The 19589-nt window shown below is 66.0% G+C and carries 16 protein-coding genes; 6 read left to right on the forward strand and 10 right to left on the reverse strand.

Translation table 11 applies throughout. The features are described 5' to 3' along the window. Together AC5P88_RS12800 and AC5P88_RS12805 are read left to right on the forward strand one after the other, a co-directional pair. Positions 1-426, forward strand: coding sequence for a VOC family protein (locus AC5P88_RS12800; protein WP_495225212.1), 426 nt, complete (start codon positions 1-3; stop codon positions 424-426). Further along, positions 423-653 carry a hypothetical protein gene (locus AC5P88_RS12805; protein WP_495225213.1) on the forward strand — a complete coding sequence of 77 codons (231 nt, stop codon included), beginning with the start codon at positions 423-425 and terminating at the stop codon, positions 651-653. The genes AC5P88_RS12800 and AC5P88_RS12805 overlap by 4 nt, the downstream gene beginning before the upstream one ends. Before the next feature lie 7 nt (positions 654-660). Here AC5P88_RS12805 and AC5P88_RS12810 read toward each other — a convergent pair whose 3' ends face one another. From AC5P88_RS12810 to AC5P88_RS12820, 3 genes are all read right to left on the reverse strand, one after another. Then, positions 661-1356 carry an HAD family hydrolase gene (locus tag AC5P88_RS12810; RefSeq protein WP_495225214.1) on the reverse strand — a complete coding sequence of 232 codons (696 nt, stop codon included), beginning with the start codon at positions 1354-1356 and terminating at the stop codon, positions 661-663. A 104-nt stretch (positions 1357-1460) separates the two neighbouring features. After that, positions 1461-2201, reverse strand: coding sequence for a DNA/RNA non-specific endonuclease (locus AC5P88_RS12815; RefSeq protein WP_495225215.1), 741 nt, complete (start codon positions 2199-2201; stop codon positions 1461-1463). Between the two features lie 289 nt (positions 2202-2490). Then, positions 2491-3801 (reverse strand): hypothetical protein, encoded by a 1311-nt coding sequence (locus AC5P88_RS12820; RefSeq protein WP_495225216.1) that lies wholly within the window; start codon positions 3799-3801, stop codon positions 2491-2493. A 144-nt stretch (positions 3802-3945) separates the two neighbouring features. Here AC5P88_RS12820 and AC5P88_RS12825 point away from each other — a divergent pair, with 144 nt between their 5' ends. Together AC5P88_RS12825 and AC5P88_RS12830 are read left to right on the forward strand one after the other, a co-directional pair. Then, on the forward strand, positions 3946-5520 hold the full coding sequence (locus tag AC5P88_RS12825; protein ID WP_106548454.1) for a S15 peptidase family protein: 1575 nt from the start codon (positions 3946-3948) through the stop codon (positions 5518-5520). Positions 5521-5807: 287 nt separating this feature from the next. Beyond that, a complete protein-coding gene (locus AC5P88_RS12830; RefSeq protein WP_495225217.1) occupies positions 5808-6545 on the forward strand; it encodes a hypothetical protein in 738 nt (245 codons plus the stop codon). Between the two features lie 202 nt (positions 6546-6747). Here AC5P88_RS12830 and AC5P88_RS12835 read toward each other — a convergent pair whose 3' ends face one another. Continuing rightward, positions 6748-8388 carry a fatty acid--CoA ligase gene (locus tag AC5P88_RS12835; protein WP_495225218.1) on the reverse strand — a complete coding sequence of 547 codons (1641 nt, stop codon included), beginning with the start codon at positions 8386-8388 and terminating at the stop codon, positions 6748-6750. A 129-nt stretch (positions 8389-8517) separates the two neighbouring features. Here AC5P88_RS12835 and AC5P88_RS12840 point away from each other — a divergent pair, with 129 nt between their 5' ends. Beyond that, the gene (locus AC5P88_RS12840; protein WP_106548457.1) at positions 8518-9192 is read left to right on the forward strand and encodes a response regulator transcription factor; all 675 of its coding nucleotides are present in this window, start codon (positions 8518-8520) and stop codon (positions 9190-9192) included. 4 nt (positions 9193-9196) lie between these two features. Here AC5P88_RS12840 and AC5P88_RS12845 read toward each other — a convergent pair whose 3' ends face one another. The 4 genes from AC5P88_RS12845 to AC5P88_RS12860 are packed head-to-tail and all read right to left on the reverse strand — an operon-like array spanning position 9197 to position 16132. Continuing rightward, positions 9197-12529 (reverse strand): hybrid sensor histidine kinase/response regulator, encoded by a 3333-nt coding sequence (locus AC5P88_RS12845; RefSeq protein ID WP_495225219.1) that lies wholly within the window; start codon positions 12527-12529, stop codon positions 9197-9199. Positions 12530-12564: 35 nt separating this feature from the next. Continuing rightward, positions 12565-13050, reverse strand: coding sequence for a MaoC family dehydratase (locus AC5P88_RS12850; RefSeq protein ID WP_495225220.1), 486 nt, complete (start codon positions 13048-13050; stop codon positions 12565-12567). Beyond that, positions 13047-13925 (reverse strand): alpha/beta fold hydrolase, encoded by an 879-nt coding sequence (locus tag AC5P88_RS12855; protein WP_106548460.1) that lies wholly within the window; start codon positions 13923-13925, stop codon positions 13047-13049. The genes AC5P88_RS12850 and AC5P88_RS12855 overlap by 4 nt, the downstream gene beginning before the upstream one ends. 32 nt (positions 13926-13957) lie before the next feature. Then, the gene (locus AC5P88_RS12860; RefSeq protein WP_106548461.1) at positions 13958-16132 is read right to left on the reverse strand and encodes a TonB-dependent receptor; all 2175 of its coding nucleotides are present in this window, start codon (positions 16130-16132) and stop codon (positions 13958-13960) included. Positions 16133-16353: 221 nt separating this feature from the next. Between AC5P88_RS12860 and AC5P88_RS12865 the strand changes: the two genes are divergently transcribed. After that, on the forward strand, positions 16354-17358 hold the full coding sequence (locus tag AC5P88_RS12865; RefSeq protein ID WP_106548462.1) for an extracellular catalytic domain type 1 short-chain-length polyhydroxyalkanoate depolymerase: 1005 nt from the start codon (positions 16354-16356) through the stop codon (positions 17356-17358). Here AC5P88_RS12865 and AC5P88_RS12870 read toward each other — a convergent pair. Next, on the reverse strand, positions 17339-18232 hold the full coding sequence (locus tag AC5P88_RS12870) for an AraC family transcriptional regulator (RefSeq protein ID WP_258392025.1): 894 nt from the start codon (positions 18230-18232) through the stop codon (positions 17339-17341). The genes AC5P88_RS12865 and AC5P88_RS12870 overlap by 20 nt on opposite strands. Positions 18233-18535: 303 nt before the next feature. Next, complete coding sequence (locus AC5P88_RS12875; RefSeq protein ID WP_106548463.1) at positions 18536-19462, reverse strand: ParB N-terminal domain-containing protein; 927 nt, start codon at positions 19460-19462, stop codon at positions 18536-18538. Positions 19463-19589: the final 127 nt, after the last annotated feature.

Below are 19589 nucleotides of genomic sequence, written 5' to 3' on the forward strand. Positions count from 1 at the left end.
ATGACAAACACTGTGAACACGGTCGGCCTGTATGTGCGCGACCAGGATGAAGCACTCGCGTTCTACGTCGGCACGCTCGGCTTTGAAGTGCACACCGACGTGCGCAATGGCAGCTACCGCTGGCTGACGGTACGCAGCCCGGGCCAGGACGGATTCCAGCTGGGCCTGTTCGTGCCCGGTCCGCCCACACACGACGCGGCCACCGCGCAGGCGCTGCAGCAGCTGGTGGCCAAGGGCGCAATGCCGCCACTGGTACTGGCCGTGGACGACTGCCAGGCGTGCTACGCGCAATGGCTGGCGCAGGGCGTGGAGTTCACGCAGGAGCCGGTCGAACGCTACGGCGCCGTCGATGCCGGATTCCGTGACCCGTCCGGCAATGGCTGGAAGATGATCGAAGCCCGCTCCGAAGCGAGGCGCCGGCAATGAGCCGCGATGGCTGGGCACGGCCCGTGCACCGCTGGACCTCGATCGTGTTCACCCTGGCGGTGATCGCCAACTTCGTGGTGCGCGGGCTGGGGCAGGGCGAGCCTGCGGCGTGGATCACCTATTCGCCGCTGCCGCCCTTGTTCCTGCAGCTGTTCACCGGGTTGTACCTGTTTGCGCTGCACTACACAGGAAAGCGCCGCAGCGCCGGGCAGGGCGCTGCGGCTTGACCCAGGGTCAGGCGGCAGCGTCTGCGGCGTAGGCCGCCAACAGCGCCGGAAGATCCTCCATGCGCTGGAAGATCACCTGCGCACCGGCCGCACGCAGTGCCTCGGGCGTGCTGTGGTGCGGGCCGCCTTCGCTGAAGCCGAACACGGTGGCACCGGCAGCGACACCGGCGGTTGCGCCGGTCACGGTGTCTTCGATGACCGCGCAGCGCTTCGGGTCCACGCCCAGTGCCGCGGCCGCCGCCAGGTAGACGTCCGGGTGCGGCTTGGTGTTCGGCATGTCCTGGCCGCTGTAGACGTGCTCGCCGAAGGCATCGAGGATGCCGACCTTGCCCAGCTGCAGCTGCACCTTGTGCAGATCGGCGCCGGACGCGCAGGCAATCCGCCCGCCGGTTTCCGCTGCGATCGCCCGTACTGCCTCCGGTGCGCCCTGGATCGCCTGCAGGTCACGCTCCAGCGCAACGTTGCGCTGCAGGCGGAATTCCTCCAGCCATTCCTCGGTGAACGGCTTGCCGGTGCGTTCTTCGATCAGCCCGGCCAGGTGGGCCACGGACTGGCCAAGGAAGACTTCGCCCGCCTGCGCCGGAGTCAACGGCCAGCCGCGTTCGGTCAGCATCTCGGAGAGGACGCGGGCCACCAGCGGCTCGGAATCAACCAATACGCCGTCGCAGTCGAACAGCACGGCATCGAAGGGAAAACGGGACATCTACAGCTCCAGGGGGCAATGAGGTGGTGCAATTGCCCGCCATTTTCCCACAGCCATCCTTGCGTGGCACCCGGACCGGGTGCCACCCATTCCCGGCAGGCCGGTCAGCCCAGATCACACCCCGCCGGTTGCGGCCAGGTGGTGGCCGGCAGCATGTTCTTCAGCGATGCCGGGGCGTTGATCGCCACGTAGCTGGCACCCAGCAGCTCCTCCAGATCGGCGATGGTCACCAGGTAGCTGTCCAGGCTGCCGAGGTTCGCTTCGTTGGGGATGATCCAGCTGATCGTCTTGGCCGTGCCGGTGTTCGGATCACGGGTGATGATCGTCTTCCAGAAGAACTCCGGTGTCGGAATGCCATGGCTGGCCAGGAAGTAGTCGTTGGCCGCATCGCCGTAGACCACGCCACCGTAGACATCCACCGGCGCGATGTCGCGGTAGCACTCGGCCACGTTCTCGGCCTTCACCCAGATGCCCTGGTTGAAGCTGGAGACCTGCGGGACGATATTGGTCATGTAGTTGGCGCGGCGGATGTAGGTCGCGTTGTCGTCCATGTGATTGGAGGTCACCAGATGGCCCCGGTCATAGCCGGACCTGATGCTGGCGTAGGAGGCGGTGCTGGTCTGCCCGAGGCAGCCGGCCGGCAGGTCCGGGTCCTTGTAGAAGCTGGACGGCCGCGCGGCCGAACCAGTGTCTGCGGTCAGGGTGTATTCGTAGCGGGTGGCGCTGTGGATGCCGCAGTCGTAGGTGAGCACGAAGCCGCCCTTGTTGAGGGTGACGACCTGGGCCTGGGCAGCGCCGGCGAAAGCGCTGAGGACGAACGCGAAGAAGAAGCTTGCAAGGCGCATTGCGGTTCTCCAGCAGAAGTTCAGGGCGCAGCCGTCCGCCTCGACCTGGCAGGGCGAGGTCATGGGGAGACGGTGCGGAGTCGGGTGCAGCGGATTGCGGTGGGACGTGACCGCGTTGTTGGGCTGCGTAGGCCCTGCGGTGTCGTAAGCGTCACAAGCTGTCGTCTTTCGGTCAACGACGAAAAGACGAAGCTGTGACAGCGCGCAAGCACTGGTGATGTGTCAGATCAGGTGGCGCGTGGGTGCAACCTACGCGTGCTAGGCGCAGGGATGCCCGTCGTTGCCTAGCTCAGGGCGGTGCAAGCAGCACGTAGTCGCCGCGGCGCGCCCCGGGTACGAGCGACCATCCGGGCTCAAGGCTCAGCTGCCATCCAGTGCCTTGCAGCAGTTCCCCTGATGCAGGTGCCTGGACGAACACGGCCTTCCAGTCGTTCTGCATCAACGCTCCGTCGGTGACCGTCAGCGTTCCCCATACGTCGCTGAGCTGCATCGTGGGATACACCGTGCCGCTGCCAGGCAGCGGCTGCATGTTGCCTGGGTCGAACTGGATGCGCATGCTGCGAAGATCCAGCCGTAGTACCGGCCCTGTGACGAAGCGGGCCCGGTTGCGCTCGAGCAGCGCAAGGCGCTGCTGGTCGCGCTGTACTTCCAGCCTGCGCAGTGCAGGCCCGCCATGACGCGCTGCGGCGATACGCAGTGCGGATTCGTCGGTAGAGGGAGTGATACTCGCGTGCTCTGCCAGAAGTGTGCCGAGATCCCGGGCGTGGAGGCCGAGATCGCGATGCCATCCGGGCGAAACCTGGTCCAGCAGCAGGCCATAGGCCGGACCGGTTGCATAGGCGAACGAACGGACGAAGCTGCGATCACCGGCATGCGCGCGGAGGTCATGAAGTGTGGCTTCGATGCGTGCAGCAGGCGTGGGGTTGCCGACGAGAACGCCCGTGTACTCGGCCAGGCCCTCGTTCAACTCCAGCGCGGCTTCTTCCTGGGCGGCAGCAGGGGAGCGACGGTAACGCTCAGCACGGAACGCGAGCGCATCGTTCATCGCATTGCGCTGTGCGCCAGGGCCGGTCGCTGACAGGGCCGCGGCAAGTGCACGCCATTCCAGCTGCAGCCAATAGCGTCCTTCCAGGGTGTCGAGGTGCTCATTGCCGCCTTCGGCCGGCGCTGCGATCGCCAGCGCGGGCTGCAGGCGATGGAACATCTCGTGGGCCAGCAGCGTGCGTCGCCGCCCTTCATCCTGTGGCAGCGGCCAGAGCAGCTGCGTCCAGCGCGTGCCGGACCAGTCGACAGCGGTGTTGGCGATGATCGCATCGGGTGGAAGCTGGCCGACGAAGACCTTTCCACGTGCCTGCAGGTTGCCCTGTGCATCTGCATGGGATGCCGTGACGCGTCGGCTGCTGCGGTCTACCAGCATCATCGGCCCACACAGTGACGCTCCCCAAAGTTGGCCGTTGTCGGCCTGGCACAGCATCTGCGCCTCCTCGAAGATCGCCTCGGCGGCCACGTCGGACAGCTCCGCCCCGTCCGCGGACACGGGACCGACGGCACCCAGCATCAGGGCGGCAAGCGGGAGCGGCCGGGACCTCATGGCATCCATCCATCCTTTGGGAGGCTCCGTCATAGCATTGGTGCAAAGTTCACGACAATGCAGCAAACGTCATGCTGCGTCGCAAGGTGCCAGCCACCATTCGCACTGGTACGGTCCAACCCGTTGCACCACCACCGACGGGGAGAGACGACGATGCGCAAGGTTCTGCTGCTGTTGATCCTGCTGACCGGGCTGGCGCCCACCGCCTGGGCGGCGACGGTCAAGACCACCCATCGCACCATTCCCAGCTGGGATGGAACGCCTCTCGGGGCCTTCGTCATCGAACCGCAGGACGCGGGCAATGGCCGCTACCCGCTGCTGGTGATGCCCAGCAGCTGGGCGGTGCCCAGCGTGGAGTACGTGGGGGTGGCACAGTCGTTGGCGCGCCGTGGCTACGTGGTGATCAGCTACAGCTCGCGTGGCTTCTGGGAATCGGGCGGCAGCATCGACATCGCCGGGCCGGCCACGGTCGAGGATGTCAGCGCCCTGATCGACTGGGCGCTGGACAACACCCGGGCCGATCCCACGCGTGTTGGCGTCTCGGGCATCTCGTACGGCGCCGGCACCAGCCTGCTGGCCGCAGCACGCGACCCGCGCATCAAAGCGGTGGCGGCACTGAGTGGCTGGGCCGATCTCCAGGCCTCGCTGTACAGCAACGACACCCCCAGCGCACAGGGCATCGCGCTGCTGGTGGCGGCTGGCCTGGCCACCGGCCGTCCGGGACCGGAGCTGACTACCATCAACCGCAATGTGCTGGTGGGCAACTACCAGGGTGCGGTGGACTCACTGTTGCCTGTGGCGGCGCAGCGCAGCCCCGGGGCCAGCATTGATGAGATCAACGCCAACCAGCCGGCGGTGTTCCTGGCCAACGCCTTCAACGACAGCCTGTTCCCCCCGGGCCAGCTGGTGGACTTCTTCAACCGCCTGAAGGGCCCCAAGCAGCTGCAGCTGCGCCATGGCGACCACGCGCTCAACGAAGCCTTCGGCGCACTGGGCATTCCCAACGAGGTCTATGACTCGGTTGGCGACTGGTTCGACCACTACCTCAAGGGTGAAGCCAATGGCATCGACCGGCAGCCTGCGGTGCAGCTGAAGTCGCAGAAGGGCAGCTGGAGCACGTATCCGAACTGGCAGGCGACCAATGCCGGCGCCATCAGCTATGCGCTTACCGCACCCAAAGGACTGCTGCTGCCCACCGGCGGCCTGGCCGAGAGCGGAAGCAGCACCGGCTGGAACTACCGTATCGGCAGTGGCCTGCTGACCGCCGCCAACTCGGGCGTGGCGATGGCCTCCGGCGCGCTGCAGATGATCAATCTGCCGCCAGGCGCCTATGTTCCGTTCGTGGGCCGAAACGCCGCCGGCGTCTGGCAAGGGCCGGTCCAATGGAGTGCACGTCGCCTGGACGGCGCGCCGGAGGTGCGCTTGACCGTCACGCCCAGCCGCGCCAACACCACGCTGTATGCCTACCTGTATGCGGAGGATGTGCTGGGCAACGGCCAGCTGATCAGCCATAAGCCCTACACGCTGCGCGGCGCCACGCCGGGCCAGCCGAAGACGTTGGACCTGCGCCTGGAAGCGAGCAGCTGGAACATTCCGGCTGGCAGCCGCCTGACCCTGGTGGTTGATACGGTGGATCTGCGCTACTCGGGCATCAGCCAGTTGGGAGGCACGGTGACCTTCAGCTCGCCAGCCAACGCACCTTCGGTGCTGAAGGTGCCGCTGCATTGAAGTGGTACCGCGCCGTATGAGTGCCGTGATACGGCGCGTGATCGCCAGGAGTGGGCTGTGAAGGTAGAGGTGGACTAGACTGAATCAAGTGCCGGTGACGGATCGCCGGCTCAGGAGATGACCGGATGGGCATGCCAACGCCTGCATCACATCCTGCGGCTCGCGGAGCGCTCAACCGCTGGTTGCTGACATTCGCCGCCATGTTCGCAGTGGCCGTGCTGACCTACCTCATCTCGGCACTGTTGCCGTTGGCCAGGCCACACGGAGCCTACGCAGGAATGGGGCTGATGATGCTGCTGCCGATCCTGCTGCTGTGCGCGGTGGTTGCTGTGCTGCTGGGTGCCACGGTGACGGCGGCGGTTGCCATGCGTGCTGGTGTGCGGCGGTTCGGTCTCATCCTGGTGCTGTTGTCCGGTGCATGCCTCAATGTTGTCAGCTTCTTCGCTGGTTACGACTCACCGTTGTTCGACCCGCTGGCGGTGTCCAGCGAGGAGTTGGCCGCCCAAGAGGCGAAGTTCGAAGCGATGGCAGCGCACCGTGCTCGTCTGGAACCTGCGATCGAGCAGGACGATCCAGCGCCCTTGCTGGCCGCCCTGGAAGAAAACGCGCCGACGCTGAGTCCCGCCAAGTTGCTCTGCCTGGTGCGGACCAATGTGATCGAAGGGAAGGGCAGCGAAGGGCTGCCTGCGGTCAGCGAGGCACGTCACAAGTTTCTCCAGGCCGTGGCGGAGGCCGCCTGGAGCAAGGCGCTACCGGGTACGGAACGCCGCGCGATCGGCCTGCTTGCGCTCGATGCGGCCCTGCGTCACGGCACGAGCCAGGACGTGGAGAAGTGGCTTGATCGGGGTGTCGATCCGCGCAACGTCGACTGGGCCAGGCAGGTCACCGCCTTCACTGAACCGGCTGGCATGTGCCGCACCTTCGAGCGCTGGCCGTTGAGCACGCTGGAATACAACGAACGCGATCCCGACCGCAAGCGCGACCTGCTGCTCAAGCATGGGGTGAATGCCCTGGCCAACCAGTAGCAGGCACGCGATCCTGCCGAGCAGGGCGCACCGGCAGTGCAGGCCTGAATCCAAACGGCCCCTTTGGTGCATCCAAGTACCGAAGCCCGCTATCCACGAGCATGCCCGGCCAGCGCGGGCTGTTGGGGCTGGGGATTGCCTGGTTGGTGTCCGTCTGGGCGCTGCTCGGGGACGCGTCGCACTGAGCTGGGGTGCAGCCGCCTCAACCGGCTTCCATCCTCGGATCATGCAGCACACGCAATCGCTTCTTGTTGATCTTGCCCACACTGGTCCGCTCGATCGAATCAACGAACCGGACCTGCTCGGGGATCGCAAAGCGCGAGATATCCCCCGAGCGGCTGCGTGCCGCGACCAGCTCGATGATCTCCGCTTCGGTCACCTCGCTGCCCGCCTGCCTGACCACCAGCGGCAACGGCCGCTCGCCCCATTTCGTGTCGCTGATGCCGATCACGGCGACCTCGCTGACGGCTGGATGCAGCGCGATGATGTCTTCCAGTGCAAGCGAGGAAATCCACTCGCCGCCGGTCTTGATCACGTCCTTGATGCGGTCGGTCACGCGCAGGTAGCCGCCCTCATCGATGTTGCCGATGTCACCGGTATGCAGGTAGCCGCCGGCCCACAGCGACGCCGAGGCCTCCGGATCATGCAGGTAGCCCTGGGTGAGCCAGGGTGCGCGCGCCACGACTTCCCCGGTGGCGATGCCGTCGTGGGCAACATCCGCCATGTCCGTATCGACGATGCGCAGGTCCACCAGCGGCACCGGCAGGCCGGCCTTGGTCCGCAGTGACAGCACCTCATCGGCATCGGTCACGGTATCCACATCGATCTGGGCGATGGTGAGCAACGGGCAGGTCTCTGACATGCCATAGCCGCCGAAGATGTCGATGCCCCGTGCCAATGCACGCTGCGCGAGCGCGCGGGGCAGGGAGGCGCCGCCGATGATCACCTTCCAGTCCTGCAGATCGGCCTGCGCAGCGTCCGGGTGCTCCAGCAGCATGTGCAGGATGGTCGGCACGCAATGCGAGAAGGTCACCTTCTCGCGGGCGATGAGTGCCAGCAGGTTGGCGGGGAGATAGCGGCCCGGGTAGACCTGCTTGATGCCCATCAGCGTGGCCACGTAGGGCAGGCCCCACGCGTGCACGTGGAACATCGGGGTGATCGGCATGTAGACATCGTCGCGATGCAGGCGTCCCTGGCGGGGGGCGCTGCCAAGTGCGGCCATCGCCGACAGCGAATGCAGCACCAGTTGCCGGTGGGTGAAATAGACACCCTTGGGCCGCCCGGTGGTTCCCGTGGTGTAGAACACCGTGGCACGGGAATTCTCGTCGAAGTCCGGGAAGCGGTTGAGCGGCATGGCCTGGCGCAACCCTGCTTCGTACTCGCCAACGAAGCCCGGTGGCAGTGCGCCACCCGCATCATCCAGCAGGATGCGCGTGTGCAGGTCGGGCAGCTGATCGCCGATGGCGTCCAGCAACGGCAGGAAGTCCCGGTTTGCCAGGATGACCCGTGCGCCGCTGTGGTTCAGCGTATACGCGATCTGCTCGGGCGCCAGGCGTACATTCACCATCATCAACACCGCGCCGATCATCGGTACCGCGAAGTAGGCCTCCAGGTAGCGGTTGCTGTCCCAGTCCATCACCGCCACGGTATCGCCGTGCTTCACGCCCAGCGAGGTCAGCAGGCCGGCCAGTTGCGCGATGCGTGCCTGCAGGGTGCGATAGTCGAAGCGGACATGCTCGCCGTAGACGATTTCCTGTTCCGGGCTTACCGCCAGCGGCATCAGCAACAGCTGCTTGATCAGCAGTGGGTACGCATGGGCGTCGGAGGTCGAGGTGGATGACATGGGGGGTCCTTGTGGAGGGCGTGTCGGTCACTGGACGTCTCTACGCCACACTAGCCATCCTGCCGTCCTGCACCAGCGTACCTAGGTACCTGTGCCCAGCCGCGGGCGATTTGCTAATCTCGCCTGGACATGCCGACCCTGCTCATCGCCGACGACCATCCCTTGTTCCGCGCGGCGCTGCATCGCGCGGCCGAAGAGGCGGTCGCCGACCTGCAGATCCGCGAAGCCGATTCGCTGGACAGCGTGCTCGATGCGCTTGAGGGCCAGTCGATCGACCTGATGCTGCTGGACCTGCACATGCCGGGCAACCACGGGCTTGCAGGCCTGGCGACCATCCGTGCGCTGCAGCCGGGGCTGGCGATCATCATCGTATCGGCCAATGAGGAACCGCAGGTGATCCGGCGTGCCATCGACCTTGGCGCGGCCGGTTATCTGCCCAAGAGCTCGGGCCTGCACGAGCTGCAGGCGGCGCTGCAGTCGGTACTGGAGGGCGAACGCTGGATTCCGGCCCTTCTGCGTGAGCCGGTGGCGCGCGTGGCGCCGTTCAGCAGGGACGCCGACCTGGCCGCGCGGCTGGCCAGCCTTTCCGCTCACCAGTACAAGGTGCTGGGCCTGGTGGCCGAAGGGCTGCTCAACAAGCAGATTGCTGACCGGCTGGGTGTGCAGCTGCGCACGGTCAAGGCACACATGACGCGCATCATGGAGCGGCTGGGGGTACGCAACCGCGCGCAGGCCATCCGCGTACTGCACGAAATGGGACTGGCCGATCCCTCCCGGCAGATCGAAGAAGCGCCTGGGCCCTGATGGATCAGGGCGTGGCCGCAGTGCTCGCGGCCAGCAGGTGGTTGATCGCCCAGCGGAGTGCAAGCGGCTTGAACGGCTTGCTCAACAAAGAGAGCCCCGCGCCACGGACTGCATCGCGCGTCGCGCTGCCGGTGTCCGCACTGAGGATCACTGTCGGTCGCAGCCCATGCATGGCCGTCAGTCGCTTCCACAACGCGACACCGGTATCGCCGTCATCCAGGTGATAGTCGAACAGCCACAGCGCGGCCTCATGCGCTGATGCTTCGATCACATCGGCGCCGGTTGCCGCAATGACATCACAGCCCCAGGAGTGCAGCAGCTGGCGCATCGCCTCCAGCGCAACCGGGTCGTTGTCCACCACCAGCACGCGGATGCCCTTGAGGGCGGTGCTGCCATTGACCATGGGTCCGCTGCGCGGTGCTTCCGGACGCTCAGCGCGTGTCACGCTGAGCGAGAAGGTCGAGCCGCGATCCGGCACGCTGCGCAGGTGCAGGGGGGCATGCAGCAGACCGGCGATACGGTGTGCGATGGTCAGGCCAAGCCCCAGGCCCTGGCCATTGCTGCGATCGATCCGGTGGAATTCCTCGAAGACCACCGCCTGTTGCTCCGGTGCAATGCCGGGGCCGGTGTCATGCACGCCAATCGACAGCCTCTGGCCCTGGCGGCGCACCCCCAGCAGCACGCCGCCACGGCGGGTGTAGCGGATGGCATTGGCCAGGAAGTTCTGCAGCACCCGGCGCAGCAGCAGCGGATCGCTGTGAACCCAGGCGTGGCTTCGTACATAGCCGAACTGCAGGCCGCGGGCGGCCGCGAGCACGGCGAACTCCTGTGCAAGCGGATCCAGTACGTTCGACACGGCGAACGGTCGAGGATCGGCCACCAGCCCACCGGCTTCCAGTCGAGAAATGTCCAGCAGGCCCGACAGCAGGTCATCGGTGGAATCCAGTGCACCACGGATCTGGCGCAGGAAGCTGTCGAGGAACTCCGATTCGATGTGCTGCGACATCGCATCGGTCAGCAGCTGCGCGGCATGCAGGGGTTGGATAAGGTCGTGGCCTACGGCAGTCAGGAAGCGGGTTTTCGCCACATTGGCGCGCTCGGCTTCCTGCACTGCCTGTTCCAGCCGTGCCGTGCGGTCCTGCACGCGGTGCTCGAGGGTTTCATTGCTGCGCTTGAGTGCATCTTCCGCCCGGCGGAACGCCGTGACATCGGTGAAGGTGGCCACATAGCCGCCACCCGGCATCGGGTTGCCGCGGATCTCGACGATGGTGTCGTCGGGAAAAACCCGCTCGGACAGGTGAGGCGTGCCACGCCGCATGTGTGCAACGCGGCGCTGCAGCGCCTTGTCGGGTGTGTCACCGGGGCTTTCACCGATCTTCAGCTGGTCCAGCGCCCATGCCGTGAGGTTGACCACGGGTTGCCCGACCTGCAGCAGTTCCGGCGGGAACCTGAACAACGCGGCGTAGCGGCTGTTCCAGGCCACCAGCTGCAGCTGTGCATCCACCACGCTGATGCCCTGGCTCATGTTTTCCAGTGCGGCTTCCAGCAGGCGCTGGTTGAAGCGCAGCACCTGGGTCGCTTCGCCAACGGCGCGTGTCACCGCATCCAGCGGCGCGGCGCCACCCTCGCGTGCGGCTTCGACCAGCAGCCGTGCCATGCCTGCGCCCACCACGGCCGTCAGCTCACGCTCGACGGCGGTAACCCGGTCATCATCCAGCATCTGCCCGGCGTGGCCCTCCAGCAGCTGGCGCGCACGCTCCTGGCCGAGGAAGCGCCCGGCGGTCCTGCGCAGGGAAGCGGCAGCCACCGCATCCCGCCTCCGGGGCAGCGGCGGACGCACGGCGCGCGACACAAGGGCAACCGTCAGCAGGTTGATCGCCAGGCTGGCGCCCATGCTGATCGCGATATGGCCGGGTTGCACGCGCAGCGAGACCACGGCCAGCCAGTGCAGTCCATCGGGACTGGCCGACGGTGTCGCTGCCGGGATCACCATCGGCAGCAGTACCAGCCACAGCCAGGCCAGCGAACCCAACACGATGCCGGCCATGATGGCCGGGGAAGGCGTGCGTGGGCGGTACACGGCCAGCAGCACCGCGGGCGCCAGCTGCGAGAGGGCGGTGAAGGACATCAGGCCGAAATCACTGAGTGCCTCGGTATCGCTCATCGCGCGGCTGTACAGCCACGCCATCAGGAACACGGCGAGGATGCCGGCACGTCGGAACGCCAGGACACGCGGGCGCAGGTCGGCATTGGCCACACCGCCGATGCCGCCGAGCAGGTGCGACCCGAATCCATGGTTGCCAAGCATGATCGACAGGGTCAGCCCCGAGAGGATCATCATGCCGGTGGCCGCGCTCAGGCTGCCCAGGTAGGCCAGCAGTGCCAGCAGGTGATGACCACCGGCCTGGGGCAGGGCCAGCACATACAGGTCGGGCGATACCGATGCCGGCAGCTGCGCCGCACCGGCCAATGCCATCGGCACCGACGGCAGCCCGATCAGCAGCAGGTAGACCGGGAACATCCAGCGTGCCGTCTTCAGGTCCGAGGTCTGGCGAAGCTCGACCACGCCGACATGGAACTGGTGCGGCAGGGTGAATGCAGAGATGGCGCCCAGCGCAACCATGGTGAGATAGTCCGGCACGATGGCCGGTGGCGGCAGTTGTGCCATCTTTTCCAGCAGCGGCGTGCCGGCCGCGTGCACCGACAGCGCGGCATACAGGCCGATGGCCAGCAGCGCGGTCAGCTTCAATACCGATTCCAGACCCAGAGCGACCACGATGCCGCGGTTCGGTTCGGTGGCCGATGCCTTGCGCGCACCGAACAGCAGGGTGAAGGCGGCCATCGTCAATGCGAACCAGAAGGACATGTCCAGCTGCCAGCCCGCAGCTGTGAAACGATCACCCAACAGTGCCCCCAGCCCTTGGCTGACCGCTCTCAGCTGAAGCGCGATGTAGGGAATGATGCCGAGCAGCGCGACCAGGGTGATGGTGAAGCCAAGGCCACGATCCGCACGCAGCCGTGCGACCACCAGGTCGGCGATGGTGGCACTGTTGTGCTGCTTGGCCAGTCGCCCCAGGCGGAGCAGGAAGGGCAGGCCGAACGCGAAGATCAGCGCCATGCCAGCGAGGGTGGGTGGAATGGGGAAGCTCCATTGCAGCCCCTGCGACGCCGCGCCGTAGTACGTCCATGCGGTGCAGTGCACCGCCAGGGACAGTGCGTAGATGAGCGGCCATGCCTTCGAAAGCCGATGCCCCCGGCGCTCGCCCCACAGGGCCACGCCAAACAGCAGTGCGGTCCACGCAATGCAGGCCAGCAGCACGAAAGAGGGCGTCAACATCGCTCCAGTGTAGGCAGAAGCCGGGCGCGGCAGCGCTAGGCCGCGAGCACGATCAGTGACAACTGCTCGGCAACCAGTGCCATATCACCATCGGGAAGCCGTTCGACACTCTTGTGCTGGGTCAGCAGCCACTGCCCGGGCTGGCGCAGCTCCAGCGAGAGCAGCCGCGAGCGGACGCGCACCTTCGAACCGCTCGGCACCGGCGCCAGGAAGCGCACCTTGTTCAAACCGTAGTTGAGCACGTGGGCGATGCCGGGGAAGCCGGCGAGGGCGGCCACGTCGTCTTCCACGGTCAGTGAGAGCAGCAGGAAGCCATGCGCGATGGTGCGCCCACCCGCCAGCTGTGCCTGCGCCCGCGCCGGATCGACATGGATCCAGTTGTGGTCGCCGGTGGCATCGGCGAAAGCGTCGATGCGCGACTGGGCGATGCGGGTGGCGCCACTCAGCCGCTCGCTGGCCGCCCATTGCTGCAACGCCTGCAGGGCGGCCGGCAGGGCGGCGTCGTTGCCCTGTGGGCTCATTCCACACGCTCCAGCAGGGCCAGGATCGCACCGCGCGCCTCAGGCTCGGACAGCATGGGCGCGTGGCCGACATCCGGCACCTCCACCAGCCGGGCACTCTCCGACGTCGCCGCCATCTGCCGTGCAACGTCGGCCGGCAGGATGTCGGACAGGGCGCCACGCACCACCAGCACCGGCACGCGCGAGGTCAGCCCGCGCACCGCGCGCCACAGCACCGGCCGCAGCAGCCACAGCACCCACGGTCGCGTGGTGCGGATCACCGCCGGGTCGTAGTCCAGTTCCAGCAGTCCATCGCTGCGCGTGCGGAAGGTACGCACCGCCATCTGTCGCCAGTCATCGGTGCTGAAGCGCGGGAACGCGGCCTTGCCGATCGATGCCACATAGGCAGTGGCCTGCTCGAGATCCATCGGCGGCACCGGCTTGCCCGCGTACTTGCCGATCCGTGCCAGCGCCTCGCGCGGCACCTTGGGGCCGGCATCGTTGAGGACCGCACCAGCGATCCGCTCCGGCGCGCGCGAGGCGAGGGTGATGGTCACCAGTACGCCCAGCGAGGTGCCGACGAACACCGCCCTGTCGATGTTCTGCGAGCGCAGCAGCGCTACCAGGTCGTCGGCATAGGTGCGTGGGTTGTAGCTGGTGGGATCATGAGCACGCTCCGACCCCGCGCGCCCCCGCAGGTCGACCGCGATCACGCGCCAACCGCCGGCAGTGAGCGTATCGGCCAGCGCATCGAAATCGGCACCATTGCGGGTCAGGCCGGGAATGCAGACCACGGTGCCGCGCGGTGCCGTTCCGGTACCCGGTGCATGGTCGCGCGCATGCAGGCGCAGGCCATCATTGCTGTTCCAGTACAGATCTACGTAGGACTGCATCATGCAGGGGCTTCCTGGAAATCGTAACGGATGCGCTAGAAATCGTAACGGACGCTGAGGCTATATTGGCGCGGCGGGCCATAGAAGCCAATCAGCGTGCCGACCGCCGGGATGTTGTAACCGGTGGTGCGGTATTCCTTGTCGGCCAGGTTGGTGCCCTGCAGCGAGAAGGTCCAGGCGTCATCCAGGCGCCAGATCACACCGGCATTGACCAGTCCATAGCCGTCCTGGCGGATCACCGGGCTCAGGTCGGTGGTGGGCCAGACCTCGCTCTGGTAGCTGTAGCTGACCCGTGCAGAAAGGTTGCTGCCGTTGGCCAGGTCAGTGCGGTACTCCACGTTCAATGCACCCGAGAATTCGGGCGCATTGGTGAACTTCATCTGCCTGGCGACGTTGACGCCGCGATCGATGTACTCATCGTACTTCGTGTCCAGCCAAGCCAGGTTGCCGGAGATCAGCCAGTGCTGGCTGGGCAGGTACTGGTACTCGACTTCCAGGCCCTTGACGGTGCCGGCGCCGGCATTGGTGAAGTCGCCGAAGAAGGAATCGTCGATGCCATCGCCATTGGTGTCCAGGCCGGTGAACACCGACAGCTGGATATCCTTGTACTTGTTGTAGAACGCCGACAGGTTCAGGAACAGGCGCTGGTCGAAGAAGGCCATCTTGCTGCCGACCTCGTAGCTGTCCACGGTCTCATCGTCGAAGGGCTCGGCCGAGCGTGGCACCGCCACCGCGTTGGCGCGGATGTTGTAGCCGCCCGACTTGAAACCGCGCGTGGCCAGCCCGTAGACCATGATGTCCGGGGTGATCTGGTAGTCCAGCGAAACCTTGGGCGAGACGTTCTTGAAGTTGGTCTTCTTGTCGAAGTCCGCCGTCACCGCCACCGGCCGGCTGAAGCCCGGGTCAGCATAGAGGCGGTTCAGCACGATCGCGCGCTTGTCCTCGTCGGTGTAGCGGGCACCCACATCAAGCTTGAGCCTGCTGGTCAGGTCGAACGTCCAGTCCGCGTACAGCGCGATGCTGTCGGTCAATACCTTGCCCTGGTTGTCGGCGAACTGGGCGCTGAAGTAGTTGTTCTGGATCTGGCCGCCGGCCTCGCCACTGAACTGGTACAGGCCGACCACGCCGCGCACCCGTCCGCCGGCATCGTAGTTCAGCTGCACCTCGTTGCTGACCTGCTCGTCGTGGTAGGTGCCGCCCACGTCGGCCAGCTTGATCGGCGTGGTGTCGAAGTCGATGTTGGCCTCGCTGTCCGACTCACGCTTGGCCACCACATACTTCACGGCGATGTCGTCGTTCGGTCGCCAGTTCACCGTGGCCGAGGCGCCCTTGGTTTCCACGTTGTTGAGATTGCGCATGCCCGAACGGATGTCGTAACGGCTGTCCATCGGCGGGTAGGCGCGCAGGAACGGATTGGGCGCCAGCATCTTCGAGCCGCGCATGCCGGACTGGTCGTCGATCCAGTCCAGTGCGAACTGCACGTCGAAGTCATCGCCGGCGTACGCCCCCAGGTTCACGCGCGCCGCGTTGATCTGCTTGTCGCTGACTGGCTGGCCGTTGAAGGTGTTCTCGCCAAATCCATCGTGGTTCATGCTGGCCACCGCCACGCGGGCACGCAGGCCGCTGTCGGCACCGCCGATCGGACCGCCGATGGCTGCCTTGGCATCCAGCTGGCTGTAGTTGCCCACGGTGACCTGGGCGAAGCCCTCGGTCTTGGTGGGCAGGCCGCGCGAGATGTACTTGATCGCCCCACCGATGGTGTTCTTGCCGTACAACGTGCCCTGCGGGCCGCGCAGCACCTCGATGCGCGAGACATCGAACACGTCCAGCAGCGCCCCCTGCGGCCGCGCGATGTAAACGTCATCCAGATAGATGCCTACGCCCGGGTCGGCGCCCCAGGTGGGATCGGACTGGCCGATGCCGCGGATGTAGGCGGTAACCGTGCTGCTGGCGCCACGGGCGGCGTAGATGGTCAGGTTCGGTACCTGCGCATCCAGGTCGCTGATGTCCTGGACATTCATCCTGTCCAGAGCCTCGGAGGTGAAGGCGGTGACGGCAACCGGCACCTCCTGCAGCGTTTCCTCGCGCTTGCGTGCGGTGACCTTGATGCTGTCCAGGTTCGTGGGTGAAGCGGTCCTGCCTGCCGCCGGCACGGCCTCTGGCGTGTCCTGTGCCAGTACCGGCCCGGAGGCCAGCAGTGCGCCGATCATGAGACTCAAACAATTCCGTTTCATCCGGTCCTCCCCCAGGCAAGTGCTCACAGATGGCCCATTGCCACCCCTGCAGCGAAGGCTAGCGGTGTCATCCGGCAGCGGCGAGTGGACCTAGGTCCAGTCGGCAGTGGCCGCCGGATGCGGATACTGGGCGTGCCCCCAGCCGGACGCGCTCCCCGGTACCACTTCATCCACGACTCACGCATGAGGATCTGGCCATGAAATCCGGAATCGATTCGATCAAGGCGGTACTGCTGGCGCTGTGCTGCTGGCTGGCGTCGACAGGCACCGTGCTCGCCGCGGGCGCTGCCGGGCATTGGGACATCGGCCTGTACGGAAACCTGTTCGGCGCCCGCGAGTACCAGGTCTGGGTGCCTGCCGGCTACAGCGACCAGAAGCCGCTGCCGTTGCTGTTGGTGCTGCACGGCTGCGTCAACGGCCCCAACCTGATGGGCGAGGCCTCCGGCTTCAACGATGTGGCCGACACCGAAGGTTTCATCGTGGTCTATCCGCGCCAGAACGTGACCTCCAACCCGGCGCGCTGCTGGAACTGGCAGCTGCCGATCAACCAGGCCCGTGACAGCGGCGAGGCGTCGATCCTGGCCGGCATCGTGGACAAGGTGAAGGCCGGTTACAGCGTCGATCCGCACCGGGTCTACGTCACCGGCATTTCCGCCGGCGGTGCTATGACCTCGATCATGCTGGCCTGCTATTCGGACGTGTTCGCCGCTGGTGCCATCCATTCCGGCGGCATGTTCAAGGGTGCGACCACCATTTCCGGCAGCGCCTACGCGTTGCTGGCCGGCAGCATCTATTCGCCGGACAGCAACGGTCGGCTGGCCTGGCAGTGCTCGGGCTCACCGTCGCCGCGCCCGCTGCCGGTGCTGGTGTTCCATGGCAGCGCCGACCTCACCGTCAACCCGGTGAACGGCCAGCAGGCGGTGCGCCAGTTCCTGCAGACCAACGACCTGGCCGATGACGGCCAGGACAACGACTCGGTGAAGTACGTGCCGACCAGCACCTACCATGGCCAGGTGCCGGGTGGGCGTGCCTATACGGTGGACACCTATGCCTATGGCGGTCGCACGCTGGCACAGCACTATGTGGTACAGGGCATGGGGCATGCGTGGAGTGGCAGCCAGTCGGGCTTGCCGTTCACCGACCCGAAGGGCCCGGATGCCACGTTGATCACCTGGTTGTTCCTCAAGGATTACCAGCGCTGAGGGGCAGGGCGGTCACTGACGATGCGGGAGCCGGAGGCTCCCGCACCGCCTGGGTTTCAGCGCCTGGTCCGCGCAGCCGGGCACCCCGTTCGGCAAGGAATCGCTTGGGCGGGGCGCCCACCGTCTTTCGGAACATGGTCACGAACGCGCCCGAACTGTCGTATCCCAGGTCATCGGCAATGGCTTGCACCGTACGGCCCTTGGCCAGCATCGGCAACGCGACCACCACATGCAGCTGTCTGCGCCAGCGCCTCACGCTCAGACCCGTCTCGCCGGAGAACAGGCGGGACATGTTGCGCTCGCTCATTCCAATCCGGCTCGCCCACATCTCAAGCGTGGCCCGCTCGGCCGGGGCGGCCAGCATCGCATTGGCCAGCTTCCGCAGCCTTGGGTCGGAGGGCATGGGCAGGTGCAGCCATTCCGGCGGTGCCGCGATGAGTTCGTCCAGAAGCACAGCCATCAGGCGAGCGTCCGCACTGCCGGCTGCGTACCGCCAGGGAAGCTGTGAGGTTCGTTCAAGCAGGGCACGCATGAATGGACTGATCGCCATTGCGAGGCAGTGTGTCGGCAATCCAGCGATAGCCCCAGGCTCCACGAATACAACGAAGCCATGCGGCTTTCCCGTGCTGCTGGCCCGATGGGACAGCCCTCCGGGAATCCAGATCGCCCCCTGTGGCGGGACGACCCACAGGCCTGCAGGGGTCTCCAGCGTGATCAATCCGCTCGTGGCTACCAGGAGCTGGGCTTTCCGATGCTCATGGAAGGGCATTTCCCAGGCGTCGGTGATGGGGTCCACGCCCAGCACCATGACCGGGCTGTCGACGAGATCGGGGTAGTCCGCGCCGATACCCGCCAGTTCGACAGCTGACGTCACCACTGCATCGCCCTGCACAGCAAGGCGAGGGGGAAGTGCGCGCTGTCAATCTTCATGGTCCGCCTGCTGCGGTTCGCGCCTGTGCCAGACACAGACGAATCCCATCAGGACATGAACGATCGGCAGCTCCTTTCGTCCGGTTTCGGCAATCAGTGTGGTTGCACGCATGCTGGCATCCTCTTCTGTCGAGGATCAGAAGCGTATTGGGCCAAGCGGGGGGCGTCATTCGACAGTTCCGCCAGGTGATTCAGCAATCCGGCCATCTGCCGTGCAGCGGCCCTGACCAGTGCTCCGCCCGATGCGCTACAGCGCCGGAACCGTGATCCTCTGCAGGTCGAGCTTTGCCCGCAGGGCGTAGTGCTTGCGGGTGACCGGCACGACACAGGTCAGGCGGGGGTCAACGTAGTCCTTGAAAAGGGGCGGCCGCGGCGACGAAAGGTAGAACCCGCGATCCTGCCTGACCGCCGCCGGCAGCAGAACCTCGCTGAGGTCGCCGTCGGATGCATCTGTGACAAGGCAGGGCACATGGCGGAAGCCGAGCTTGCGCAGCAGGTACAGGCGGTGGGAGCCATTGGTCAGGATCACGCGCTTGCCGAACCGGGTGGCGCTGATCAGGTTGTCACTGAAACCGAGATAGATGACGACGGCGTGGCTGGCAGCGCCGAACGGCTCGTAACCGGTGATGGTGGCCGGATCGAGGGTCGCCACATCGAGGAAGCGCAGGTCATTGGATGCGGACGCAAAGGTGTAGCTGCCATCGGACTGGGTGAACCGGACGCCGGGGTGTGCATGGGGTCCGCTGCGGGAGACGAGCTGCATCACCTCCTGCGCGGTGGGCGAGGCGGACATTGCCGCTGCCAACTGATCGATGTGACGCAGATTGATGCATTCCTGGAAGATCACCAGTCGATCGATCTCGACCATCTGCCAGGAGCGCGGCAGCACGCTGGTCATGCCGTGCATCGAGGGTTGCCGCAACGCCTGATCGGCCAGCGGCATCATCTCCTCGGGCAACGGCTGGACAACAATGGCGTCCGCCTCATTCGCCTCGCCCTGGCGCAGGCGATGCACGTCGTTGCGTGCGGCCTTCCAGTCGGCCACCAGCGCGGCCTCGTCGAAACATCCGGGCGGGCAGCGCTCCCTGATGAAGCGGACGAAGGCCGGCAGCGGAAACAGTCCCTTCAATAGAACGGTCGCGTCCAGGCCGTCGTCAGTGATCTCGCTGCTCATCCATTCTCCACCCCGGGGATTGCATCAACGGCCAGCAGGCCGCGCCATTCGTCACGCCAAAATAATATGTTATATCGTAACATTTCGGTGCCTTGACGGCAATCGCCCTGCAACGTGCGTGGCGATG

It is taken from the genome of Stenotrophomonas sp. YJH_SMC_8, assembly GCF_059371315.1.